The sequence below is a fragment of the Legionella feeleii genome (assembly GCF_001467625.1).
GTDB classification, from domain to species: domain Bacteria; phylum Pseudomonadota; class Gammaproteobacteria; order Legionellales; family Legionellaceae; genus Tatlockia; species Tatlockia feeleii.
Genome location: NZ_LNYB01000012.1, coordinates 1 through 23230, shown reverse-complemented (window position 1 = coordinate 23230; position 23230 = coordinate 1). Strand labels below are relative to the sequence as shown.

Here is a 23230-nt window from a genome sequence, read left to right as displayed (position 1 = left end):
ATTTTGAGAGTTGTGAAATGCAGCATTATACATTATCACCAATATGACCACTTCCTAGTTGTGGCAGAAGAAAATTACTTAACCAAAATTTGAATAATCGATTTTCCATCGTTCCTTAGTAGCAGAATAGCGCAACAATATTTAAGAAATCCATCCGCAGCTAACAGGGTAGATTAAGACCCTGCTAGCTCATTGAACAATATCGCTCAGACAGACTAATCTGGTTTAGAGCCAGTAAACAAAAATAAACAAAAATAGCCAAACCACATCTACAAAATGCCAATACCAAGCGGCCGCTTCAAAGGCAAAATGGCGCTCTGGCGTAAAATGACCACGAATGCAACGCATCAGAATCACAATCAGCATGATTGTCCCGATGGTAACATGCAAACCGTGAAATCCAGTCAGCATAAAGAACGTCGTGCCATAAATTCCGGCATCGAGTGTTAGATTCATTTCGGTATAGGCTTCATGGTACTCATAAGATTGCAGCATCAGGAAAAGTATACCCAGCGCAATAGTACAGCTCATCCCTGCGATGAGTTGTTTACGTTTATTCAGTTTCAAAGCCCAATGTGCCCAAGTTATCGTCGCTCCCGATGTCAACAAAATAAGTGTGTTTACAGCAGCCAAACCCCACGCTCCCATCGCCTTGTCAGCACCGACAAACACTTGATTGTCCGGGTTTGTCAGCAAGGGCCAGGTCGCCTGAAAATCAGACCAAAGTGTGATATGGGTTATGGGATGGATATCACCGCCAAGAAGAGGGACTGACCAAAAACGCGCGAAAAAGAGAGCGCCAAAGAAAGCACCAAAGAAGCAAACTTCAGAAAAAATAAACCAGCTCATGCCCCAACGAAATGAGCGATCAACCTGTAAATCGTATAAGCCCTTTTCATTCTCGTAAATTACTTGACCAAACCAGCCAAACATCATAAACACTAAAATGGCTAAACCAAGAGTAAAAATATAAGGACCATACCAATCGTGATGTAACCAAGAGGCAGCGCCAACCAGAGTTGTCGTCAAACCAATTGAGCCCACTAATGGCCAGTGACTGGGTTTAGGTACGTAATATGTGCCATGTGCTCCCATTGTATATTTTTCTCCTGTTCTATCTATATCGCTAGCGCAACTGCACTGCGATGCTTAGTTAACGTGAGTCCGCTATTAAACGAACTGGGACATAGATACTGGCTCCCACACAAATGCTGCGCATTTTACAGGATAATGTTCGCCTAGCGATATAAAAACAGCGCCTGCTTCTATATCAACTAGTTAATCACTTTATTAGTGACATCAAACAAAGTGTAGGACAGCGTAACTGTCTTAACATTTGCCGGTAAATCTGTATCCAGATGGAATAATAAAGGCATATCCATCGCTTCATGCCCATTCAAAGTCTGTTGTGTAAAACAAAAACATTCCGTCTTTTTTAGGTATTTAGCTGCAATTCCTGGTGTAACACTGGGGATTGCTTGCACAGTCATGCGATGATTTGTCTTATTTTCTGCATAAAAAGCAAGTTTAGCAATTTCGCCTGGATGCACTCTTAACTTCTGAACCTTGGGATAAAATGCCCAAGGGACAGAGCTATTATTTGTGGCGACGAACTCCACGACAACTTCTCTTTCATGCTCGATTTTTGCCTGCTTTTCATCATAAGCGATTGCTTCGGTATTCGTTTTGCCGTTGACCCCCAGCACTCGACATAAGCTATTGTAGATGGGTACCAAGGCAAAACCAAAAGCAAACATGCCGATAACAACCACTGCAAGACTAATCACCAATTTTGTATGACCTTTTTCAGCCATTCACTTCACCACCCTACCGATTATTAACTACTTATTTACCATCAAATTTCAGGCGGCGTAGTAAAGCTATGATAAGGTGGGGGTGAGGGTAGAGTCCATTCCAGGCCGTGTGCACCTTCCCAAACTCGAGCATCTACTTTCTTACCGCCACGCACTGTTCTTATCACATTGTATAAAAATAATAACTGTGAGAACCCAAAAATAAACGCACCAATTGAAGAAATCATATTGAAATTAGTAAATTGCAATGCGTAATCCGGAATTCGCCTTGGCATTCCAGCCAAACCCAAGAAATGCATGGGAAAGAATGCGATGTTTACTGAAATGGTAGACAACCAGAAATGCCATTTTCCTAAACGCTCGTTATACATATGTCCGGTCCATTTTGGTAACCAGTAGTAGGTTGCCCCTAGCAGGGCGAATATAACGCCTGGTACCAAAACATAGTGGAAGTGGCCAACCACAAAGTAGGTATCCTGGTATTGGAAATCCGCTGGTACCAAGGCCAACATCAAGCCGGTAAAACCACCAATAGTAAAGAGGAAAACAAAGGCAATGGCGAAAAGCATCGGGGTTTCAAAAGTCATTGAGCCTTTGAACATCGTGCTTACCCAGTTGAAAACCTTAATACCAGTTGGAACCGCGATCAACATCGTTGTATACATAAAGAACAATTCTGCGCCTAAAGGAACACCCGTAGTAAACATATGATGTACCCAAACAACGAAAGATAGTATCGCGATACTTGCGGTCGCATAAACCATGAAATGGTAACCAAATAGTGGTTTGCGGCTAAATGTAGGAATAATTTCTGACACTACACCGAAGGCAGGCAGAACAAGAACGTATACTTCCGGATGACCGAAAAACCAGAATACATGTTGGAACAAAATGGGATCACCGCCGCCAGCCGCTTCGAAAAAGCTGGTGCCAAAATGCCTATCGGCAAGCATCATTGTTACAGCCCCGGCTAATACCGGCATAATAGCGATTAGCAAGAAAGCCGTAATCAACCATGTCCAGACAAACATAGGCATTTTCATCAAGCTCATGCCTGGAGCGCGCATATTCAGAATTGTAGCGATAATATTGATTGAACCCATGATGGATGAAAGTCCCATCATATGAATAGAGAAAATCATAAAATCAGTGCTGGGCGGCGCATATTTGGTCGACAAAGGTGCATACATAGTCCAACCGAAATTCGGTCCACCACCACTATGAAACATTGTTGATCCCAGGAGTACAAAGGCAAAAGGCAATATCCAGAAACTCCAGTTATTCAAACGTGGCAGGGCCATGTCCGGCGCACCTATCATCATAGGAATTTGCCAGTTAGCCATCCCTGTAAATGCAGGCATAACTACCCCGAAGAGCATAATCAAACCATGAAGAGTGGTCATTTGATTAAAAAAGTTGGGGTCGACAAATCGCTGGCCAGGCTGAAAAAGTTCAGCGCGAATAATTAACGCCATGGAGCCGGCAATAAAAAAACTGATCAAAGCCAACCAGAGATAAAGAGAACCAATGTCTTTGTGGTTTGTCGTAAACAACCATCGTTTTACAAAACCGCTTATTCCTTTCCCCTGTTCTGGGCCATGATGTTCGTCGTGATCAATATCATGCGTTAATATATCACTCATCGCAAACCTCCAGCTTGAGCTTTATTCACCATTTTAGGTTGTTGATTATCACCCTGACGTACTTTTGCAACATCGGCAGGCTGAACTTCATCGTTAGTATTATTTTCCCAGGCATTACGCTCATAGGTAACAATTGCGGCAATTTCAGCATCGCTTAATTGGTCTTTATAAGCTTGCATAGCAGAGCCAGGTATGCCATGCAGAACCAATTCAATATGACGTGAAATCGGTTTTCCTACTGCAACTGAACTTCCTTTAAGAGCAGGGTACATAGGCGGCAACCCCTTACCATCAGCCTTGTGGCAGGCTGCACAAATAAGATCGTATTTTTGCTTACCCATACTCATCAGTTCAGCACGAGTCATTTTCGGCTGTTCTGTTGGCTGAGCTGCACTGGCATCATATTCATCCTTGACCTTAACCTGCTCAGCAACCCATTTATTGAACTCTTCATCACTGACTGCTTTTACAACAATGGGCATAAAGCCATGGTTAATACCACATAATTCAGCACACTGGCCACGGTAAACCCCAGGCTTTTCTATTCTGGCCCAGGCTTCATGCATGAATCCTGGCATGGCATCCCGTTTTATACCAATCTCGGGAACCCACCAGGAGTGAATCACATCATTAGAAGTAACCAAGAAACGAATTTTTTTATTAACAGGTAAGACCAGCGGTTTATCCACTTCCAACAAATACCACTGTCCTTTCTTCTGCTTATTCTGTATTTGTTCATAAGGAGTCGATAAATTACTAAAATAGCTAATACCTTGATCGAGATATTGGTATTGCCATTTCCATTGATAGCCAACAACCTTAATGGTGACATCAGACTCCGCTGTATCATCCATCCGCATCAAAACTTTGGTAGCAGGAATGGCGAGGCCAACAAGAATCAGAAAAGGAATTATCGACCAAACAATCTCCAGGCGAGTATTGTCATGGAAAGTAGCCGGTGTGTAACCTTTCGATTTACGATGGTGTATTAGTGAATAAATCATCACCCCAAACACCACGATACCGATGATCGCACAAATCACCATAGCAATCATGTGCAAGTCATACATGTCCTTACTTATAGGCGTTACACCTTTATACATATTTAGCTGCCATTTATCCGCTGCAGCCATTGCGGACTGGCTTATCACCAGCCCTGTCAAGGCGGCAAGCACCTTGCTTACCTTAAACCTGTTTAGCATCCCCGTCCTCACCTCTTTAAATAGCCAGGTATTATTCGCTGGCCAATAATTAAATAAATTTATAATCAAACCATAAGCAATGCTTCAATTACCAGAGGGAAAAGTTCCCTTCCGTTTTTGATTGACTCACCATATATTTAATTGCCTCAATAACCTCACCGGTTGTGCAATGTTTACACCCACCATTTTTCGGATGTGCTTCACCCTTAATCGTATTTTCAATTAAGACATCCATATTTTTAGCAATTAATGGCTCCCAGATCGCTTTATCACCAATTTTAGGTGCCCCTTGCTTGCCTGAGTCGTGGCACATGCTGCAATTTTCGTTATAAATTTCTTTTCCATTTGAAGGGTATTTTTTTGATCCACCTGCTGCCAAATCACTCCACTGTGATCGGGATAGCGATTTGTTAAGAATATAATCAACTGCAGCTAAAATATCGTTATCAGAGCAAGTCACACAAGCTCCTTTTACAGGCATGCTGTTGTAGCCGTGGATAGCATGGCGGTAAAGCCCTGTTAAACCACTGTTCTTTAAGCGCATATACCAGTTGGCTCCATTGCCAATTAATGGCGCACCCATCTCCCCTTTTTGGTGACAGATAATGCAAGAATTAACATAAACCTGCTTGCCTCGTTTCAGTGTTGGCTGGCTTTCTGATGGAGAAACACCCAAAGGCTCCTCGCTTACAACTGTTTTTAAATAGGTAGCAATTGCCAATCTATCTTCTTCAGTCAAGTAAGTTAAACTATTATGGTTAACTTCTGCCATAGGCCCCGCAACCGGACCTGCCTTATTAATCAGTTGGCCCTGAGCAAATACATCTGCCACTTCATAATGGCTTGCTGAGTGTAACCCATATTTCGTGATATTAGGTGCCCAATAACCATCAATAAAACCGCCTGTGAGGTAGAAGCGATTCTTAGGCGCTCCAAAAATATTGAGCGGCGTATGGCACATACTGCAATGGCCTAAACCATCAACGATATATTTGCCCCGATTCCATGCTGGTGATTTGTCAGATTCATAAGTAATAGCATTATCTTCCGGGAAGAAAAACAATAAATTCCATCCCCATAAAGAAAAGCGGGCACCGGGCACACCGAAGGGGAAAGGCAAATCCTTATTCTTTTGCTTGACCGCAGGAATATTCATGAAATAGGCGTATAGTGCCCGCGCATCATCATCCGAAATTTTGGAGAAATAAACATAAGGAAAAACAGGGAAATAATTCCTACCCTGAGGATCCCGCCCTTCTTTCAAAGCACGAATAAAATCCTGCTCTGTCCAATTCCCAATCCCTGTTTCTTTATCAGGTGTAATATTGGGGCTGTAAAACGTACCAAAAGGAGTATTGATCGGCAAACCTCCTGCAAAAGCAGGTGTTTTCCCTTTAACATCGGTATGGCAGGCAATGCAGTCCCCCATACGGGCCAAATATTCACCGCGCTTAATTAATTCTGCCTGGGCACCACTCGCAGGAGTAGTCGGAGGGTAACTAGGGTAATACCCTTCGATCAAAGGATCCATCGGTTCGCTGGAATTTTCTTCAGCAGCCCATAAAGCCCCTGAAAAAGCCATCACCAACGCTAAAAAAGACACAATGATTGCGTTTTTTTTCAACAAAGAGCCCACGCTCCCTCCTTAAACTTATTACCCTTGGTAATCTACAGACAGGAAAAATAATCTGGCATTTTATACCCCTACTCACGCAACTTGCAATGTTGTTGGTACTAGATTTAACGAAAAACGACAATAGACTTCTTCCGAAGCTCGCTGCAATGAGAGCAGAGCAAGGAGAAACGGCGCGCAGAACCGCAATGTTCACATCAGTACACGAGGAAGGACTTACGAAAAACTTCGAGGTCGAGGCAAAATTTGATTTTAATGAGGGAGTTTAGCTTCACTAAATGACCGAATTAAAATCAAATTTTAACGAAGAGATCGGAGTTTTTCGTAAGTCCTGTAGGATTCGAGTACTGGATCGACGACATAATGCGCCAATGCAGTAGCGTTTCGAAAGAAGTGAAATAATTCGGCTGACATCTCCGACAAGCGTTGTTATGATTCCATCCTTCATGGACAACCAAGGAATTCTTATGGTGTGGAAAGCGGCAGTTGATTTAGCCCAATTACAACAAACGGAAAGAGAAACGTTGCTTATTGACGGTCACAAAATCCTCTTTATCTGGCATAACGAGCAAGTACACGCGGTACAGGCACAATGTCCACATTTCAAGCTTCCCCTCGCTAAAGGTAAAATTACGGATAACTGCGCTATTGTCTGTCCTTTTCACAAAAGTGAATTTGATTTAGCCACAGGCGATGTAAAATGCTGGTCACCCTGGCCACCTGCTGTAGGCAATCTCTTAGGAAAAGTTGTCAAACCTAAGAACTTGAAAATTTACCCTACTCGAATTGATCAAGGTAAAGTCGAAGTTGATGTCGTTTAAACGCACTGGATCCTAATTTTATAGTTAGATTTAAATTAGAAACCGCTTTGCTCCTTCTGCAATCTTATCTATAAAAAGCTTGTATTGCCTGGCAGGTAACTGCCAGTAATGCAAGTATAATGGCATCAACCAACGTTTATCAGGGCAAAGCTCTACTAACAGACCCTGTGCTAGCTCGTCACGAATATCCAGGCGTGGGATCCAGCCGTAACCATAGCCGTTTAAAGCGAATTGCTTATATCCTTGCACGGAAGGCACCATATGATAACGATACCTGGTAAATGAATGCGCAAAGAAATGTTTAAAATAATGGTCCGGTAGGCGGTCGCGACTATCAAAAATAATCACCGGTGCAGCTAACAAATTATCGAGCACCGATTTTTTGGCCTTAAAATGACGGGCAATAAAATGGGGCGAGGCTACTAATAAATAATCCATATGCCCCAACAAGACACATTCACAGCCTGGTAAAGGCCGATCGTAGCTGGTAACACAAGCCGATACTGAACCTTTACGGAAATAATCAATGGTTACTTCCTGATCATCAGTGATGATATCAATATTGATTTTTTCCAACAGCTTTAATTCTTCCAACAAACGGACAAACCAGGTTTCCAAACTATCGCGATTCAAAGCAACAGAAAGGCGAGCTGGCGTATCTTGTTGAATTTCTTGTAATAAATGCTCTTCTAGCAAACGGGTACGACGTAGCAAACTAAGTAATTTTTCTCCCAAAGGAGTCGCTTGATAAGGCAGTGAACGAATAAGTAACGGTTGCCCGAATTGGGTTTCCAATTGTTTGATACGCAAACTTACCGCCGGCTGCGTAATAAATAACTGCTTGGCTGCTGCCGCAAAACTCTGGGTTTGAATGACTGCATCTAAAGCCTGTAAGCCTCTTTGCTCTATTCTCATAAGTAAAATTTATCAATGATTATAATTATTAATTTTAATTATAATTAAAAATGCGCAATAATTGCCACATTTGATTTCAAGGGATAATCCACCATGACGGTATATCTAAATGGTTTAATGCTCGGCTTATCGCTAATAACGGCTCTGGGTCCGCAGAATGTCTTTCTGATTCGCCAGGGTGCACTACGTAACCACGCCGCCCTTTCAGCCCTCGTTTGTTTTTTCTGCGATATTATTCTGGTTTGTGCCAGCGTTGCCGGTTTGCACGAGGTACTTAAGCTGCATCCTACGTTGCAGGGATGGGTAACCTGGTTTGGCGTCGCCTTTTTACTGTACTATGGCTACAAGACATTAAAGCAAGCTTTGAGCAAAGAAATGCAGATGGTTGCTAGCGACGAGCGAACACCTAATCGTTTACAGATTGTCATGCTTGCCCTTGGCTTTAGTTTACTAAATCCGCATGCAATTATTGACAGTCTGGTCATCATAGGAGGAGGCAGCAGTCAATTTCCCGAGCATCAACAAGCCTTCTTACTCGGTGTGCTGACCTCCAGTCTCCTGTGGTTCAGCTCACTGACATTCACAACCCATTATTTTGCGCATGTTTTGTCTCGGGCTAAGGTCTGGAAGCGCATCGAATTTTCCAGTGGAATACTGATGCTATTTTTAGGCTTAAAACTGGCTTGTAGTCAATTTTAATAGTCTTTATCCCGTAGAAGAAAGTACAGTCCTTCTAACCGCTTCGTTAGCTAAATCTTTACCATTGGCTTGTAAAAAGACAGACCACAAATCATCTGTGCCCCCCTCACCATAAATTTTGAATCGCCACTCTTTGGTTTGCTCACCCGCTGCAAACTGCGTTAATTTTGCTTTAAAAAGAGTGGTTGGCTCATTGTCCCTTTTGGCACGTGATAAGATAGAAGCCGGCTCAAGATCACCCATATTCCAAGTGCAAATCGTTTCACTTTTTACCCAGGGACCTAACGTCAATACAAGATCCTGCAGAGATAGCACACCCAATTTATACCAATGGTCGCCCGTATTTCGTCCCATTGACCAATTATAGGCGGCAATCAAATCATTTAAGGCCTCCTGATATTGTTTAAATGCTTCTGCATGATGTGCATAGTGATAGGTAGCAAAACAGAACGCCGCTATAGACACAGTAACTAAAGGGAAAACATAGCTCCCTACCCAGGAAGCACTACCAATTACCGCTCCTCTTACAATATTATTATCGATTCGATGTAAATGTTTTTGTGCTTGTTGGAAACGCAAACAGCGTTTGCCGATGATATCGAGATGCTTCGCCGATTGGTAATTAAAATTCCCATCCCCCAGTTCTACTCGCGGGATTAAAGCCGGCTCTTCAAAAAATCCAAACATTAGGCAGCTCCATTGCTTATCATTTGGAATATTTTTATCGCAATAAAAAAAAGATAGCAAGAAACTTGAGATAGAGAATTAATAAAGAACTAAAAATAGAAAGGGTCAATCAGTGTGTCGCCAATTGACCCAGTGGAATGACACATAGCAAGTCCAACCTCGCGTGGCGAATATCGCACAGCCCAGTCAGCATTGTCAATACACAAGAACCCTTTTACATGAAACTTCTTTCGAAACTGGCTACAGTGAGAGTAATACGAGGAAAACGGCGCGCAGAACCGCAATGTACATACCAGTACATGAGGATTCGAGCACCGGATCGACGACGCTATGCGCCAATGCAGTAGAGTTTCGACAGAACTTTATTTGTTGTTCCTTTGTTCATACGCTAGACTGCCCCCAAGTTCAGTTCATAGCGGGTCTATCATGTTTTACGGCGACAATGTGCAAGATACGAGACAACTGTTTTTTTCCAGCTGGCAGAAATACCTCCAAAAGCAACCTTTGCTGCCTCTGGAACAACAAATTGTCGACGTTATTCTGGTTCATCCTGAATACCATAGGCTCCTGGAAACCGCTTCCCCTCACGACAGTCAGCCCTATTTTCCTGAGCTGGGACAAACCAATCCTTTCTTGCATATGGGCTTACATATAGCAATTCGCGAGCAAATTAGTACTGACCGACCTGGCGGCATTGACTCGCTTTATCGTCAATTACTGCAAAAATACAGCGACCGATTAGTAGTCGAACACCTAATGATGGATTGTCTGGCAGAATCTCTTTGGCGCGCCCAGCGCAGTCAAACATTTCCTAATGAAAAAGACTATCTTGATGCCTTAAATCGCCTATTAGGGGTTGGCTAGGAAAGATTCTTCCTGCGGTTCACCCACTTCAGCGCTTTTGCGTAAAAGAAAGAACGGCGTCATGAGTGAACAAACCGTTATGAAATAGATAAAAAGTCCCCCCATCCCAAAAACGTGCATAAACCAGGGAGCCAGTAAGGGCCCTGCCATGGCACCAAGGCTGTAAGCCAATAATAAGCTTTGTGTCCCTGCAACAATATCGCGTGTTTCTAAAGTATCGCAAGCATGGCTAATGCTAATTGGGTAAAGAGTGAAGGTCAAACCACCAAAGAGCAACATCAATATAAAAAAGCACCAGGGATTAATGTGAGTTGTCATTAAAATGAAAGAAACAATACTGGTAGCCACTGCAATGAGAATCAGCACTAAACGGCGTGCAACCAGATCAGACAGCCTCCCTAATGGATACTGTAATAACATCCCGCCAAAAATAATGGCAAACATATAGTTAGCCACTTTAGAATTATCATGAAATAAATCACTCAGCAGTGTCGGCATCAAACCGTAGATACCTCCCATAATCAATCCTGAGCTTAAGCAACCGACAAAACCCGCCATCGATTTATCAAGTAATTTCTGTAAACTGAGCGTTGATGCCTCTTCGTACTTCGGTGGATTTACACGCGACATGGCCAAGGGAATAATAGACAACGAGCAGAGTATGGAAGTCAGAGCAAATAATGACAGAGTGTCTGGCTCCGCAAGATTTAAAAAAAACTGGCCTAAACTCTGTGCTGCATAGTAGCTAATCATGTATAAAGACAGCACTCGTCCTCGATTCATTGCCGTACTTTTACCAAGCAGCCAGCTCTCAATCACGACAAACAAACCCGCTGAGGCAAAGCCGGCTAAACCACGTAAAAATAGCCACAGCCCAACCTGATAAAAAATACCATGCAATAAACAGATAATTGCCTGCGTAGCAGAAAAAACCACATAGGCACGGATATGACCAACCCGGTTAATGAAGCGATCCATGCGAAATGAGCCCACTACCAGTCCGGCATAAAAGACACCTGTCATGGCACCAATTGCCAGTGGCGACGCTTGACTTAAGGTCATATTCAAGGCTAACAGCGTGGAGAAAAAACCCGTTCCGAGGATAAAAATAAATAAACTCAATAGGGGCACAAAAATCTCAATCATAACAACTGGCATGGTGATACACTCGTTAGAGATTAGAGTAGGCAGAAAAAGATACAGAATGAGCATAACAAACTATTGCCTGCACTGCATCCACCTTCGTGTAATTATCCAAACAGGAGACTAAAAATAAGTCAGACTTAACAAGACTCATCAACATTTTTGTTTTATAGCCCTGGAATCGGTTAAGATAAGCAACCTGCTCCCTATACAAACAACCAATGACCAAAAAAGAAAAAAATACCCATTTTGGCTTTGAATCTGTGGCCTGGGATGAAAAAGAAAAGAAAGTTGGCGCCGTCTTTCACTCGGTTGCCAAGAACTATGATTTAATGAATGACTTAATGTCTCTAGGCATTCACCGCCTCTGGAAGCGATTCACGATTGCCCTAAGTCAGGTACATGCCGGACATCAAGTGCTCGATTTAGCGGGTGGCAGTGGCGATTTAACCCGTTTACTGAGTAAGAAAGTAGGCGATCAAGGACAAGTAATTTTGGCGGATATCAATGCTGCCATGTTAGCTGTAGGACGGGACCGCCTGTTGAATGAAGGCTTGTATAACAATATCAATTTCGTACAAGCTAATGCCCAAAGCCTGCCTTTTGCTGACAATAGTTTTGATTGTATTACGATAGGCTTTGGTTTGCGCAATGTCACAGATAAAGAAGAAGCGTTACGTTCTATGTATCGTGTTTGTAAACCAGGTGGTAAATTGATGGTTCTGGAATTTTCCACGCCGACACTTCCGGGACTAAAACCGATTTACGATTGGTATTCTTTTAATGTATTACCTAAAATTGGGCAATTGTTCGCGCAAGATGCTGACAGCTATCAATATCTTGCTGAGTCAATTCGCATGCATCCCACCCAGGAAGGCTTAAAGGTAATGATTGAAAGAGCAGGATTTGAAGATTGTCATTATCATAATTTAAGTGGTGGAATCGTTGCCTTGCACATCGCCCATAAATATTGAGAGTAATATGATTAAAAAATATTCATTGAAAGCGCTGCAAAAGGCTATTAATCACGCCCTGGCACTGGACGACTCCATGCCAGCCAAAATCGCAGCCTTGCAGGGTAAGGTGCTCGAAATTATCATCGCCCCCTTGGGTGTTAATTTTTTCATTCATTTTGATCATCAACAATTGGAATTACTCGCCGACTATGAAGGACGCCCTGATACGATTATTCATAGCAGTCCACTTGGTTTAATTCGTTTAAGTTTTTTACCGGCTTCCAAAGCACGCTCTCTATTTAACGATAAAATCCGGTTATCAGGTGATGTGGAGCTTGGTCAACAGGTCAAAAAGTTGTTCGATGAGCTGGACATTGATTGGGAGGGCCATCTGGCCCATTTTACCGGTGATGTCGTAGCCCATCAGCTGGGCTCCCTCGTCCGTCATGGTTTGGCATTTAAAAAACAGCTAGGGGAATCGCTGCGCCATAATTTGACTGATTATCTGCAAGAAGAACTGGCTGCTGTCCCGCCGCGTGAAGAAATCGATGATTTTTTTAACGATATCGATAAGCTGGCACTTGATGTGGAGCGTTTGCAAGCCCATATTAACCAATTGATGGCAAGCCATGAATTCAATTAAACAATTATTAAGACTGCTGCATATTAATCTGATATTGGCCAAAAATGGCCTCGACCAGGTCATTGTTTCCATTCGGCTTTTTTCACCTTTTCGTTTTATAGTTTATCTAAACCCCTGGAACTGGGTACGCAAAGAAAAATTAACCCGTGGAGAAGCCTTAAGAAAAACCCTGGAAGAGTTAGGTCCCATTTTTATTAAATTCGGCCAGGCCTTATCAACTCGTCCTGACATCCTGCCCCCCGATATCGCATTGGAATTATGTAAATTACAGGATAAAGTCCCGCCCTTTGCCAGTGAAAAGGCTTTAGCCATTGTTGAAGCAGCCTTTGGTCAATCAGCCTTTCAAGTCTTTGCCCAGTTTGATCCCATTCCTCTTGCTTCTGCATCGATGGCACAGGTGCATGCCGCCACCTTAAAAACAGGGGAAGAGGTCGTGGTGAAAATTTTGCGCCCCAATATGCGCAAAATTATTGAGAAAGATTTAAGTATTATGTACACCATAGCCAACTTCGCTGACCGTTATTGGGCTGAAAGCAAGCGTCTAAAACCCAAAGAAATTGTCCAGGAATTCGAACATAATTTATTTGATGAACTCGACTTGCAACGGGAAGCTGCCAATGCAGGTCAGTTACGACGAAATTTCCATAATTCACCCCTTCTCTACATTCCAGAAGTCTTTTGGGACTATACGCGTGAAAATGTCATGGTTATGGAGCGCATCTATGGAATTCCTGTCTCGGATATTGCTACCTTGCAGGAAAGAGGCGTCAACATAAAAAAACTGGCAGAACGGGGCGTAGAAATTTTCTTCACCCAGGTATTTAGAGATTGCTTCTTCCATGCTGATATGCATCCGGGCAATATTTTTGTATCCCCCCTCCACCCTCATGATCCGCAATATATTTGCATTGATTTTGGCATTATAGGCACCTTAAATGACAGCGATAAGCGTTATCTCGCAGAAAATCTATATGCCTTTTTTAACCGCGATTACCGACGCGTTGCGCAATTGCATGTTGAATCGGGTTGGGTTGCAAGAGACACGCGTATTGAAGAATTTGAAAGTGCTATTCGTACCGTCTGTGAACCTATCTTCGAAAAACCTTTAAAAGATATTTCCTTCGCCCAGGTAGTCTTACGCCTTTTTCAAGTGGCAAGGCGCTTCCATATGGAAGTACAACCCCAATTAGTACTCTTGCAAAAAACCTTATTGGCAATAGAGGGCTTGGGGCGCCAACTTTATCCCGAGCTTGATCTCTGGGTCACCGCTAAACCCTTTTTGGAAAAATGGCTGAAAGAACAAATGGGGCCTAAAGCCTTCATTCGCCAATTACGCGAGAATCTGCCCTTCCTTACGGAGCAATTACCTCATATGCCACGGCTATTACACGACGTATTGGAATTAACTAAAGAGCAAAAAATCCGTGCATTGATGCCGGTCAACAACCAGCAGAATGCTTACATGACAAGAAATGCTTGGTACAAAGGGCTCGGTTTAGGTATTTTTATTACTATGGCGACAGTTGGTGCGCTCAGTTATTTTAAATTGTTAAACCATGATAAATTGTCAGCTATAGCGATAACCATTGCAATTGGCGGCGGATTTGTCGCCTTCATTAACCGTACTAGCAGGAGTTAACATGGGATTAAGCGGGATCAGTCCTTTATCATTACTATTAATATTACTCATTGTTGTAGCCTTGTTTGGTACCAACAAATTAAAAAACATCGGCTCTGATTTAGGCACTGCAATCAAAAATTTTCGCCGTGCTATGAATGAGGATGATGATAAAAAATCATGAGTAGCGGAGAATTACTACTTACTTTCTTAGTGGCCATTGTGGTTTTTGGCCCGAGCAAATTACCCATGCTTGCAGAACATCTAGGCAAACTTGCCCGTCATTTAAACCGGTTAAAAGAGCAAGTGACTACTTTTTGGCAAAACCAATTAAGCGAACAGCAACTCAAAGAAAATACACGCAAAGCAGAAAAAGCAGATGCTGCTTATCAGCAAGAAGATAAACCCTCCTGATTTAAATCCCTCCAATACCTGCGAAGCCAATTATTAGCCTGAAGCCAGTCAGTCTCTCGACTCCCTCTCTAATAACAAATCGTGCCCCTGAGCGTATCTATGCCCGACTTTTCAGGGGCAAAGAAACCTCTACCTCACTGCAAGAGCGCATTGAATCACGCAAAAAACGGTACGCAATAACACTTGAGAACCAGACACGAGCACGATTTGTTCAGTGCCATTTTTTTATACCTGCAAAACCAGCGACTACTCATCATCCTGTTAAAGTTCTCTTAAGCATCGAATGTTAAAATAATGCTCATATAGATTAATTATTTAATATCGAGATATCATGTTTTCCAAACAAGAAGTCGAATCCACAGAAAGCAATATTGTCTTAACAGCCCTTCCTTATGCTGCTAATTATTCGAAATTTTGCTCTCCTTTTAACAATCCTTTCGATAATGCCAAAGCCGTTTTGAGCAACTACTGTTCGAGAGATTGGCTTCAATGGGCCCCTAAAGGTCCCCTTCAACGTATGGGTAAAAATCGCTCTGCAAAGAATATAAAAGCTGTCGATGAGATATTAACTAATCCTGATCTTACTTCAGTAACCATGCTTGTTGATTCAATTAATAGCCAGGTTCAAGATTATTCTGAAGATAGCTCTTTGCTAAAACGTTTGGTATTTATTTGTGCCATGGCAAACATTCCCTATCAAATCGTTAAGAAAGATAAGAAGTTAGTTTTAGAATTACTTGAAGCCCCAGCATTAGGCCTGGTGAGTAACAGTATACAAACAACTACAATGACAACCGATAGTTCAGGCTTGTTACTGCAATCTTACAGACAATACCCTCTTCACCCTCAATATACTAAATCTCAAGTAATTGCCTCCGAAGATCTCGATTATAAAGGCGTTATGGTCACTAATGATCCCGCCATGCTAACGCCAAATAAGAACTATCTATACGTTGTTACTTTAGAAGGCGAAGTCTGGTTTGCACCTCAATTTAACGGCCTAACTAAATTAACCCACGGAGGCTTGGCTCGCCAGGCACAATTACTCTCTGGCGGGTCCAACGGAAATGCTGTTCTTAGTGCCGGTGCCATATCACTTGGCCACAATGATGCCATCTTTAATTTAGCGAGCGGTCATTTCCAACCGGAATTCGGAGCCTATATACCTCTTATTGAAGCCTTAATGGATAAACTTCCTGGTTATAAGTTACTGTTACAAAGGACTTATTACAAAAGTTTAGACGAGCGCACTTGCGTGGAGGCTTCATTGGATTTAGTAGAAGGTATAAGAAATCTTAAATTAAACACACTCACCTATTTACAGCAAGTTAGATCTAGTCCTTTAGTTGCGATTGCCCGGAAAATTTTTCTAAGCATCAACACGGCCGGAGCTGACTACAAAGAGGAATCTGTTGTATTCAGTGAGGAAGAATTAGAAGCGCTGTTTAAAGACAAGGAATTGAGCAAAATCGTCTGTGAGTCTTTGGATTATTGCCCGGAAGCAATTCAGGAATATGGCAAAAAGCTGTTACCAAGAGAAGAAACGAACTTCACTCTTTAATTGCTCGCTCGGCCAGCTCTACCTAACCAAATCGTGGTTCTGGCCGGTGACAGTAAGGTGCTTTGCTGTGTTTGCTGTAGTAGTCCTGGTGATAACCTTCAGCAGGCCAGAAAGGCTGTACTTCCAATAAGCGGGTAATTACATTGTAACCACGTTCTTGTAGTAATTTAATCAATATCTGTGCGTCTTCCCGTTGTTCTTCATTGTAATAAAAAACCGCACTTTTATATTGGGGACCGATATCAGGACCTTGTCCTGTGCGTTGCGTAGGATCATGGATTTCAAAGAAACGTTTTAGAACCGTGTAATAATCTGTTTTCGCCACATCATAAACCACTCTTGCCACTTCATAATGCCCTGTATCGCCGCGACAAACCTGTTCATAACTCGGATTGATAACTGAACCACCGGAATAACCTACCTCAACCTTAAGTACCCCTGGAACAAGGCGTAAAAAATGATCAACCCCCCAAAAACAACCACCCGCAACAATCGCCTCTTCCGTATCCAAAACCTGATCATCAGCCACAAAATCAAGGGACGCCGAATTCACGCAATGGCGAAGATTTTTGTGGGTAAAATACTCGCCAGTGAAGACGTGCCCTAAATGCCCATCACAGCGGGCACAAAGTATTTCCGTCCGTTGGCCATCCTTGTCCGGGATTTGTTTGACCGCCTGAACAATATCATCATCAAAACTGGGCCAGCCACAGCCAGAATGAAATTGGCTTTGGGCACGGAAAAGAGCCAGGCCGCAACGGCGGCAAAGATACGTTCCGCTTTTTACCAAATGGTCAGTATATTCACCTGTATTGGGATATTCAGTTGCTTTGTTACAAATGATACGTTTGGCAGCAGGAGTTAAACTGGCTGTCTTATCAAGATAATTGCTCACAGATCCACCTCTTAAACAGAAATCGAGCCTTTAGCCGTCAAAGGCGGAAGACAAATTCCGCCTGTTAAAATCCTCTTGTAATCTACTTAACACGATTACAAATTTTATCGGCCATATACCCGATTGCACCAGCATAGTAGATAGAATTATTGTAGCGCAAAATCATCTTATAGTTAGGATAAGCGAGGAAAACTGGCCCGCCATTCGGTTGTACGATGCTGGCCTCTAGCTCCTGGTGAGGTAAAGGTTGGCCATTTTCTGTACGCACACCTAGCGCATTCCACTCACTGACTGGCTTGACAACCGCTTTCCCCTCTAATTTCATATCAAATTTCGGAGGGAGTTTCACTTGGATAGCCCAAGGCTGACCAGTTTGCCAACCATTCTTTTTCATGTAATTTGCAATTGATGCGAAGACGTCTGCTTTGCTTTCCCAAATGTCTTTACGACCATCACCATCATAATCGACAGCAAATTCTAACCAACTGGAAGGTAAAAACTGTGGTTGACCTGAGGCGCCAGCCCATTCTCCTTTGAAATGCTGTAAGGTTACATGACCATCATTCAAAATATGGAGTGCCAGGAATAATTGTTTACGGAAAAAATCCCGTCGATTGGAATCATAAGCCAGGGTTGCTAACGACTTAATGACTGGAAAATTACCCATGTAGGTGCCATAGCTACTTTCCATTCCCCAGAAGGACACAATAAAGCAGGGATCAACACCGAAATGCTGGCCAATTTCATCTAATAATTCTTTATTCTTGTTGTATTGCTTACGCCCCATCATAATTCGGTAATTATCGGCACGAGAATGCAGATATTTACTAAATGTTAATCGATGCTCAGGTTGCGAACGCGCCAGGCCTTTTACCTGGCGGCTTGGCTCACGAATATCCGCAAAGGCTTGATCAAAAACCGTAGAAGAAATACCTTGCTCCAGCGCCTGTTGCCTGACTTCAGCAACCCAGCTATTCCAATTCTGTTGGGCAGCCATAAGCCACTGTGATAGCATCAATAGGCCTAAAGTTGCCGCACGACGTCCCCATTTTTTCATGACCATTCCCCTTATTGTTATTCTTGCTACTACCAAATCAATAAGAACGCTTCTTTTTGACCAATTAGCACTGTATTTAGCTCACAGCAAGAAGTTGAAAATTTATACAAGCAGGAATCATGCCTGCAAGCGTCGCATACACCAGTATACAACTAACCGAAGAGAAGGCCCAAGATCACTCGTTAGTGATATCAAATCTAACAAATTGCATGATACATCTTGTCTCTTAATCAATAGGATCCTAAGCCGACGTATTTTACATTCTCAAAAAAATAAATACCTGCGTTCCTTCGCTTAATAACTTGATTTTACTTTAACAGGCGAATTATGAGCGACAAATCATGAATAGATCTGCCGCGATGATAAATTCAATTGCCTTTACTATTCCCTTTTGACTGTTGAAACAAGAATTTCCTCTTTGTTTTGCACCAAATGCTTCGCTAAACGACTGTTTTAGTGCTACTTTGTAATTAGAAGTCTGAAAATTATACAACCCCAAGGAAGGGCAATGGCTGGATCAAAAAATAAAACTTCAAAAGTACGACGATTATCAAAATCACGCCCGACAACCATAATTCCTGGTTATCCTGAGCGAGCGTCTTCCTTTAAAGAGGCCAGTGAGTTAGTTGTTTTTTTTAATCTCTTTGATCAATTTTTTCAGGCAAATCTTGCTAAAATATCTGCCGGAATAAGTCCCGCAGCCCTCAGCACGGCTTATTTTTCCTGGCTAGCCCAGTTAGCGCTCTGCCCAGGCCGCTTAACAGAACTGGCGCTTTATCCACTTCTCCATACCGAAGATTGCGGCAACAAAATTCTATGCGAAACCAGACCAGGTAACGGCCGTGATGTAAGATTTCATACCGAAAATTGGGAATCCCTTCCTTGGCGTTTTTGGGCTGAGGGCTTTCTCCAAATTGAAGATTGGTGGCGGCGTGCGACCACCGATATTCCGGGGTTACCCGAACATGTCGAACGAACGGTTGCCTTTTGCATTCGACAAATCATGGATGCTTTATCACCTTCCAATTTTGTATTGACTAACCCTAATCTCTTTTATGAGACAATTCGCTCAAATGGCCTTAATTTAATTCACGGAACTAAACTCGCCCTACAAGACACCCTGGAAAGATTAATCGGTTCGCCGCCAGCTGGCATTGAACACTTTATCCCTGGCAAAACGGTGGCTATTACACCTGGAAAAATCGTCTTTCGTAATCATTTGATTGAGCTCATCCAGTATAAACCACAGACCCAAACCGTTTTTAGAGAGCCTCTCTTAATATTGCCCGCGTGGATTATGAAATATTATATTCTCGACCTCTCGCCGAAAAACTCCATGGTGAATTGGTTTGTTAGCAAAGGACATACGGTCTATATCGTTTCCTGGCGCAACCCAGATAGCAAGGACCGTAATTTAGGCCTGGATGATTATTATCGCTTAGGGGCTATGGCAGCAATTGATGCCGTTTCCACCATTCAACCAAAAACCAAAATTAATCTTATGGGCTACTGTCTCGGTGGTACCTTAGCGATGATTACTGCGGCAGCAATGGCCAGAAATGGTGATGAGCGCCTTAACAGCCTCGTATTATTAGCAGCACAAGGCGATTTCAGTGAAGCAGGAGAACTGATGCTCTTTATCACGGAAAGCCAAGTCTCTTTTCTGAAAAATATGATGTGGGGACAGGGTTATCTCGATACTAAACAAATGGCTGGCTCTTTCCAGATGCTCCGCAGCTATGACTTAATCTGGTCAAAAATGGTGCATGATTACATGGCGGGTACTCAACGCGGTCTAATTGATCTGTTAGCGTGGAATGCCGATGCCACGCGCATGCCCTATAAAATGCATAGTGAATATTTGGAAAAGCTTTTTCTCGATAATGATTTTTCTGCCGGGCGCTTTAAAGTTGAAGGCATGCCTGTAGTCGCTGCAAATATTCATTTGCCCGCCTTTATTGTTAGCACAGAAAAAGATCACGTCGCCCCCTGGCGTTCGGTCTATAAAATTCATTTGATGATCAATGATGATATTACTTTTGTATTAACCGAGGGAGGGCATAATGCCGGAATAGTTAGTGAGCCAGGACGTAAGAATAGAACTTACCGCATCCATAGGCACAAGAAAGATACAACCTATATTGATCCAACTAACTGGCTCGAAATTGCAACAATCAAACACGGCTCATGGTGGCTTGCCTTACACCATTGGTTGGTTCAACACTCTAGCACAACACGGGTCTCCCCCCCAAAACTGCCTGACTCCCTTCCTGCTGCTCCCGGCAGATATGTCTTGCAGAAATAAAGCATTATTGCTTATATTGCTCCATAAACCAATGGGGTTACGGTTGGTGTTTATAGCGCATTCTTAACGGCAACCTGGATTGATTCATGAAGAAAACAACCCGAAGCCTACCTTCAAAAACACCAACCGTCTTCGGTATATTTTTACTTTTCCTCAAATTAGGCTGCACTTGTTTTGGTGGCCCTATTGCTCATCTCGGCTATTTCAGAGATGAGTTTGTTCTACGCCAAAAATGGTTAACCGAGCAATCCTACGCCGATTTGGTTGCCTTATGTCAATTTTTACCGGGTCCAGCCAGTAGTCAAGTGGGTATTGCTCTGGGTTTATCACGTGCCGGACTTAAAGGTGCAATAGCAGCCTGGCTAGGTTTTACCTTACCATCAGCTATCATAATGCTAGTATTTGCCATAGCGATGACTCACCTGCAAACTGCGAATAATAATTGGCTGCATGGTTTGAAGGTAGTTGCTGTTGCAATTGTTGCCCAAGCATTGTGGGGAATGGCAAAAATCTTAACGCCTGATGGGATTCGTGTAAGTATTGCCCTTGTCGCTGCAATAATTACCTCGTTAATCGTTGGCATTTTAGGACAAATCATTGTTATTTTGGGAGGCGGTCTATTAGGCTGGTGGCTACTCACGCCACCAACCCAGCTACCTCATCGTTCGCTGGCAGTCCCCATCAATAAAAAGCGTGGTTTGGTATGTTTGACTCTCTTCTTTCTTTTGCTTTTTCTATTACCCGTGCTTGCCTTAGAAACTAAGAATTATGCGACAACGTTATTTGCTGGATTCTATCGTGCCGGAGCCCTTGTGTTTGGTGGCGGGCATGTAGTTTTACCCCTACTACAAACATTGGTAGTTCCTTCAGGTTGGGTAACAAACAATCAATTTCTTGCTGGTTACGGAATAGCTCAGGCCGTACCAGGTCCTCTCTTTGCTTTCGCTGCCTACCTAGGGGCTCTATCCACCCAAACACCGGCAGGCTGGATAGGTGCTATTATTGCTCTAATCGCCATATTTTTACCTTCCTTTTTGCTAATCACAGGGACCTTGCCTTTCTGGGAAGTCTTACGTAACCATTTTGTTATTCAACGCGCAATGCTGGGAGTAAACGCCGCTGTGGTTGGCCTCTTATTGGCTGCCTTTTATAACCCCGTATGGACAAGTGCTATTTACAATCTCGCCGATTATTTTCTGGCAGTAGTTTGTTTTCTATTATTGCTTTTCTGTAATATACCTTCCTGGGCCGTTGTTATTTTTGCAGCGGTTGTTACCGGACTAGGTTGGCCTTAAACGGTTATCAGGATGAGTTGCCGTGAGACAACTATTAACAACCCACCCTGTCTCCCAATCAATCAATATTTATCGTATAGGAATAGGTATTAAATCCATCATAACTGAGTCCCTTATACTCCATCCCACTACAGGCAGCCCTAATAGACGGGTGCATCATATACGGGCCATCTTTAATATCCAATATACACCAATGATAATCATCATAAGCGACCCCAACGTGAGCATAACCTGTGTTGCAGGTATCCGTATCTCTAATTTCAAAGCTACGAGGCCCGATTATTAAAAGGTTTAAATCCTGATTATTGTTGGCACTGCGGATATAAATACCTGGATGGGTACTGCTGCTTAAATGAAAATAATCTTTATAACCGCAGAAAAAAGTACTTCGCTGTGTAGAGGCCTGTACATTGGAAAGAAACAAGCCGGCAAGTAAAACAAACACTATCCTCTTCATAATTCACGCCCCTGTGTTAAATGAAAGCACGCGAATTATATGTAAATGAACCCTGTGAAACAACTGATATTGCTTAAGTAATCATTACAAAGTATCAGGGCAAGAAAAAGCATTCTTTTTTAGTCATAGAACATTTGCCCTTTTTAAAGAAAACAATATAAGTCAGAACTCTTGTAGAAAAACCTGTTTCTCATCCAAACAGTAACACCTACCCGCAATTTAAGTCATTAAAGTTTCAGTAAACGCTGAAAAATACTTTTTTTTTCAGTCGTTTTTTCCTCAATCCCTAGTTCTTTCAAATTGTTAATCAATTCTTTATAGGGCTCTTCTTTGCCATTAAGTTTTTTTTTCATTTCATCATTCACAGTAACCACATCCTTCAAGGTCTGGGACAGTACAATAATATCGGGGCCTGAGTGACTATTAATTTCACGGCTTTTTTCCATAGAACTCTGCGCTTCACTTAAATCATGTAGCAATGTTTCCTTCTCGGCATTATCGTGAAAAACGACTAGCTTGCTAGGCTCAATCACCATTTAAATTGAATACAATAAAAAAATCCGTAAACTGTTATTTTTCACAATTTCAAGGGAATAGTAGTCAAATGC

23 protein-coding genes are annotated in these 23230 nt (G+C 42.5%); 11 read left to right on the top strand and 12 right to left on the bottom strand.

The annotated features are described in order from the left end of the window. Positions 1–225: 225 nt before the first annotated feature. The 5 genes from Lfee_RS01465 to Lfee_RS01445 form a co-directional block, all read right to left on the bottom strand. Entirely contained in the window at positions 226–1095 is an 870-nt protein-coding gene (locus Lfee_RS01465; protein ID WP_058443513.1) for a cytochrome c oxidase subunit 3, read from the bottom strand. Between the two features lie 179 nt (positions 1096–1274). Continuing rightward, entirely contained in the window at positions 1275–1814 is a 540-nt protein-coding gene (locus Lfee_RS01460) for a cytochrome c oxidase assembly protein (protein ID WP_058443512.1), read from the bottom strand. A 41-nt stretch (positions 1815–1855) separates the two neighbouring features. Then, positions 1856–3457, bottom strand: a complete 1602-nt coding sequence (gene ctaD, locus Lfee_RS01455; protein ID WP_058443511.1) for a cytochrome c oxidase subunit I — start codon at positions 3455–3457, stop codon at positions 1856–1858. Continuing rightward, a complete protein-coding gene (gene coxB, locus Lfee_RS01450) occupies positions 3454–4659 on the bottom strand; it encodes a cytochrome c oxidase subunit II (RefSeq protein WP_058443510.1) in 1206 nt (401 codons plus the stop codon). The genes ctaD and coxB overlap by 4 nt, the downstream gene beginning before the upstream one ends. Before the next feature lie 88 nt (positions 4660–4747). Continuing rightward, positions 4748–6190 (bottom strand): c-type cytochrome, encoded by a 1443-nt coding sequence (locus Lfee_RS01445; protein ID WP_370447014.1) that lies wholly within the window; start codon positions 6188–6190, stop codon positions 4748–4750. A 569-nt stretch (positions 6191–6759) separates the two neighbouring features. On the opposite strand from Lfee_RS01445, the gene Lfee_RS01435 reads away from it, so the two are divergent. Continuing rightward, positions 6760–7113 carry a Rieske (2Fe-2S) protein gene (locus Lfee_RS01435; RefSeq protein WP_058443507.1) on the top strand — a complete coding sequence of 118 codons (354 nt, stop codon included), beginning with the start codon at positions 6760–6762 and terminating at the stop codon, positions 7111–7113. Positions 7114–7143: 30 nt separating this feature from the next. Here Lfee_RS01435 and Lfee_RS01430 read toward each other — a convergent pair whose 3' ends face one another. After that, the gene (locus Lfee_RS01430; RefSeq protein ID WP_058443506.1) at positions 7144–8028 is read right to left on the bottom strand and encodes an ArgP/LysG family DNA-binding transcriptional regulator; all 885 of its coding nucleotides are present in this window, start codon (positions 8026–8028) and stop codon (positions 7144–7146) included. Between the two features lie 93 nt (positions 8029–8121). On the opposite strand from Lfee_RS01430, the gene Lfee_RS01425 reads away from it, so the two are divergent. Further along, a complete protein-coding gene (locus tag Lfee_RS01425) occupies positions 8122–8727 on the top strand; it encodes a LysE/ArgO family amino acid transporter (protein WP_058443505.1) in 606 nt (201 codons plus the stop codon). Positions 8728–8733: 6 nt separating this feature from the next. Here the strand turns inward: Lfee_RS01425 and Lfee_RS01420 are convergent, their stop codons facing one another. Next, positions 8734–9414 (bottom strand): hypothetical protein, encoded by a 681-nt coding sequence (locus Lfee_RS01420; protein WP_058443504.1) that lies wholly within the window; start codon positions 9412–9414, stop codon positions 8734–8736. A gap of 426 nt (positions 9415–9840) precedes the next feature. Here Lfee_RS01420 and Lfee_RS01415 point away from each other — a divergent pair, with 426 nt between their 5' ends. Further along, positions 9841–10278 (top strand): DUF1841 family protein, encoded by a 438-nt coding sequence (locus Lfee_RS01415; protein ID WP_058443503.1) that lies wholly within the window; start codon positions 9841–9843, stop codon positions 10276–10278. Here Lfee_RS01415 and Lfee_RS01410 read toward each other — a convergent pair. After that, complete coding sequence (locus tag Lfee_RS01410; protein WP_058443502.1) at positions 10264–11436, bottom strand: MFS transporter; 1173 nt, start codon at positions 11434–11436, stop codon at positions 10264–10266. The two genes, Lfee_RS01415 and Lfee_RS01410, sit on opposite strands and share 15 nt — an antisense overlap. A 206-nt stretch (positions 11437–11642) precedes the next feature. Between Lfee_RS01410 and ubiE the strand changes: the two genes are divergently transcribed. The 6 genes from ubiE to Lfee_RS01380 all read left to right on the top strand — a co-directional run bounded on the left by ubiE (position 11643) and on the right by Lfee_RS01380 (position 16613). Continuing rightward, positions 11643–12395: a bifunctional demethylmenaquinone methyltransferase/2-methoxy-6-polyprenyl-1,4-benzoquinol methylase UbiE gene (gene ubiE, locus Lfee_RS01405; RefSeq protein ID WP_058443501.1), complete on the top strand. Its 753-nt coding sequence runs from the start codon at positions 11643–11645 to the stop codon at positions 12393–12395. Between the two features lie 7 nt (positions 12396–12402). After that, complete coding sequence (locus tag Lfee_RS01400; RefSeq protein ID WP_058443500.1) at positions 12403–13020, top strand: ubiquinone biosynthesis accessory factor UbiJ; 618 nt, start codon at positions 12403–12405, stop codon at positions 13018–13020. After that, positions 13007–14659 (top strand): ubiquinone biosynthesis regulatory protein kinase UbiB, encoded by a 1653-nt coding sequence (gene ubiB, locus Lfee_RS01395; RefSeq protein ID WP_058443499.1) that lies wholly within the window; start codon positions 13007–13009, stop codon positions 14657–14659. Before Lfee_RS01400 ends, ubiB begins: the two co-directional genes overlap by 14 nt. 1 nt (position 14660) lies before the next feature. Beyond that, positions 14661–14822: a twin-arginine translocase TatA/TatE family subunit gene (gene tatA, locus Lfee_RS01390; protein ID WP_058443498.1), complete on the top strand. Its 162-nt coding sequence runs from the start codon at positions 14661–14663 to the stop codon at positions 14820–14822. Beyond that, positions 14819–15052 carry a Sec-independent protein translocase subunit TatA/TatB gene (locus Lfee_RS01385; protein ID WP_058443497.1) on the top strand — a complete coding sequence of 78 codons (234 nt, stop codon included), beginning with the start codon at positions 14819–14821 and terminating at the stop codon, positions 15050–15052. The genes tatA and Lfee_RS01385 overlap by 4 nt, the downstream gene beginning before the upstream one ends. 331 nt (positions 15053–15383) lie before the next feature. Then, complete coding sequence (locus Lfee_RS01380; protein WP_058443496.1) at positions 15384–16613, top strand: hypothetical protein; 1230 nt, start codon at positions 15384–15386, stop codon at positions 16611–16613. 22 nt (positions 16614–16635) lie between these two features. On the opposite strand, the gene Lfee_RS01375 is transcribed toward Lfee_RS01380, so the two are convergent. Next, positions 16636–17508 carry a bifunctional methionine sulfoxide reductase B/A protein gene (locus tag Lfee_RS01375; protein ID WP_058443495.1) on the bottom strand — a complete coding sequence of 291 codons (873 nt, stop codon included), beginning with the start codon at positions 17506–17508 and terminating at the stop codon, positions 16636–16638. An 82-nt stretch (positions 17509–17590) separates the two neighbouring features. Next, the gene (locus Lfee_RS01370) at positions 17591–18565 is read right to left on the bottom strand and encodes a lytic murein transglycosylase (RefSeq protein ID WP_058443494.1); all 975 of its coding nucleotides are present in this window, start codon (positions 18563–18565) and stop codon (positions 17591–17593) included. A 508-nt stretch (positions 18566–19073) separates the two neighbouring features. Between Lfee_RS01370 and Lfee_RS01365 the strand changes: the two genes are divergently transcribed. After that, the gene (locus Lfee_RS01365) at positions 19074–20870 is read left to right on the top strand and encodes a PHA/PHB synthase family protein (protein ID WP_058443493.1); all 1797 of its coding nucleotides are present in this window, start codon (positions 19074–19076) and stop codon (positions 20868–20870) included. A gap of 86 nt (positions 20871–20956) precedes the next feature. After that, positions 20957–22165: a chromate efflux transporter gene (gene chrA, locus Lfee_RS01360; RefSeq protein WP_058443492.1), complete on the top strand. Its 1209-nt coding sequence runs from the start codon at positions 20957–20959 to the stop codon at positions 22163–22165. A gap of 58 nt (positions 22166–22223) precedes the next feature. On the opposite strand, the gene Lfee_RS01355 is transcribed toward chrA, so the two are convergent. Together Lfee_RS01355 and Lfee_RS01350 are read right to left on the bottom strand one after the other, a co-directional pair. Beyond that, positions 22224–22622, bottom strand: a complete 399-nt coding sequence (locus tag Lfee_RS01355) for a hypothetical protein (protein WP_058443491.1) — start codon at positions 22620–22622, stop codon at positions 22224–22226. Between the two features lie 227 nt (positions 22623–22849). Continuing rightward, the gene (locus Lfee_RS01350) at positions 22850–23158 is read right to left on the bottom strand and encodes a hypothetical protein (protein WP_058443490.1); all 309 of its coding nucleotides are present in this window, start codon (positions 23156–23158) and stop codon (positions 22850–22852) included. Between the last annotated feature and the right edge of the window lie 72 nt (positions 23159–23230).

What these genes read in the sequence shown, in the direction of transcription:
- Lfee_RS01430 (WP_058443506.1), bottom strand. Translation starts at nt 8,028, where the DNA reads ATGAGAATAGAGCAAAGAGGCTTACAGGCTTTAGATGCAGTCATTCAA.
- Lfee_RS01365 (WP_058443493.1), top strand. Translation starts at nt 19,074, where the DNA reads ATGGCTGGATCAAAAAATAAAACTTCAAAAGTACGACGATTATCAAAA.
- Lfee_RS01400 (WP_058443500.1), top strand. Translation starts at nt 12,403, where the DNA reads ATGATTAAAAAATATTCATTGAAAGCGCTGCAAAAGGCTATTAATCAC.
- Lfee_RS01355 (WP_058443491.1), bottom strand. Translation starts at nt 22,622, where the DNA reads ATGAAGAGGATAGTGTTTGTTTTACTTGCCGGCTTGTTTCTTTCCAAT.
- Lfee_RS01380 (WP_058443496.1), top strand. Translation starts at nt 15,384, where the DNA reads ATGTTTTCCAAACAAGAAGTCGAATCCACAGAAAGCAATATTGTCTTA.
- Lfee_RS01420 (WP_058443504.1), bottom strand. Translation starts at nt 9,414, where the DNA reads ATGTTTGGATTTTTTGAAGAGCCGGCTTTAATCCCGCGAGTAGAACTG.
- Lfee_RS01465 (WP_058443513.1), bottom strand. Translation starts at nt 1,095, where the DNA reads ATGGGAGCACATGGCACATATTACGTACCTAAACCCAGTCACTGGCCA.
- Lfee_RS01415 (WP_058443503.1), top strand. Translation starts at nt 9,841, where the DNA reads ATGTTTTACGGCGACAATGTGCAAGATACGAGACAACTGTTTTTTTCC.
- Lfee_RS01370 (WP_058443494.1), bottom strand. Translation starts at nt 18,565, where the DNA reads ATGAAAAAATGGGGACGTCGTGCGGCAACTTTAGGCCTATTGATGCTA.
- Lfee_RS01445 (WP_370447014.1), bottom strand. Translation starts at nt 6,190, where the DNA reads ATGGATCCTTTGATCGAAGGGTATTACCCTAGTTACCCTCCGACTACT.
- coxB (WP_058443510.1), bottom strand. Translation starts at nt 4,659, where the DNA reads ATGCTAAACAGGTTTAAGGTAAGCAAGGTGCTTGCCGCCTTGACAGGG.
- chrA (WP_058443492.1), top strand. Translation starts at nt 20,957, where the DNA reads ATGAAGAAAACAACCCGAAGCCTACCTTCAAAAACACCAACCGTCTTC.
- Lfee_RS01425 (WP_058443505.1), top strand. Translation starts at nt 8,122, where the DNA reads ATGACGGTATATCTAAATGGTTTAATGCTCGGCTTATCGCTAATAACG.
- ubiE (WP_058443501.1), top strand. Translation starts at nt 11,643, where the DNA reads ATGACCAAAAAAGAAAAAAATACCCATTTTGGCTTTGAATCTGTGGCC.
- ubiB (WP_058443499.1), top strand. Translation starts at nt 13,007, where the DNA reads ATGAATTCAATTAAACAATTATTAAGACTGCTGCATATTAATCTGATA.
- Lfee_RS01435 (WP_058443507.1), top strand. Translation starts at nt 6,760, where the DNA reads ATGGTGTGGAAAGCGGCAGTTGATTTAGCCCAATTACAACAAACGGAA.
- tatA (WP_058443498.1), top strand. Translation starts at nt 14,661, where the DNA reads ATGGGATTAAGCGGGATCAGTCCTTTATCATTACTATTAATATTACTC.
- Lfee_RS01385 (WP_058443497.1), top strand. Translation starts at nt 14,819, where the DNA reads ATGAGTAGCGGAGAATTACTACTTACTTTCTTAGTGGCCATTGTGGTT.
- ctaD (WP_058443511.1), bottom strand. Translation starts at nt 3,457, where the DNA reads ATGAGTGATATATTAACGCATGATATTGATCACGACGAACATCATGGC.
- Lfee_RS01410 (WP_058443502.1), bottom strand. Translation starts at nt 11,436, where the DNA reads ATGCCAGTTGTTATGATTGAGATTTTTGTGCCCCTATTGAGTTTATTT.
- Lfee_RS01350 (WP_058443490.1), bottom strand. Translation starts at nt 23,158, where the DNA reads ATGGTGATTGAGCCTAGCAAGCTAGTCGTTTTTCACGATAATGCCGAG.
- Lfee_RS01460 (WP_058443512.1), bottom strand. Translation starts at nt 1,814, where the DNA reads ATGGCTGAAAAAGGTCATACAAAATTGGTGATTAGTCTTGCAGTGGTT.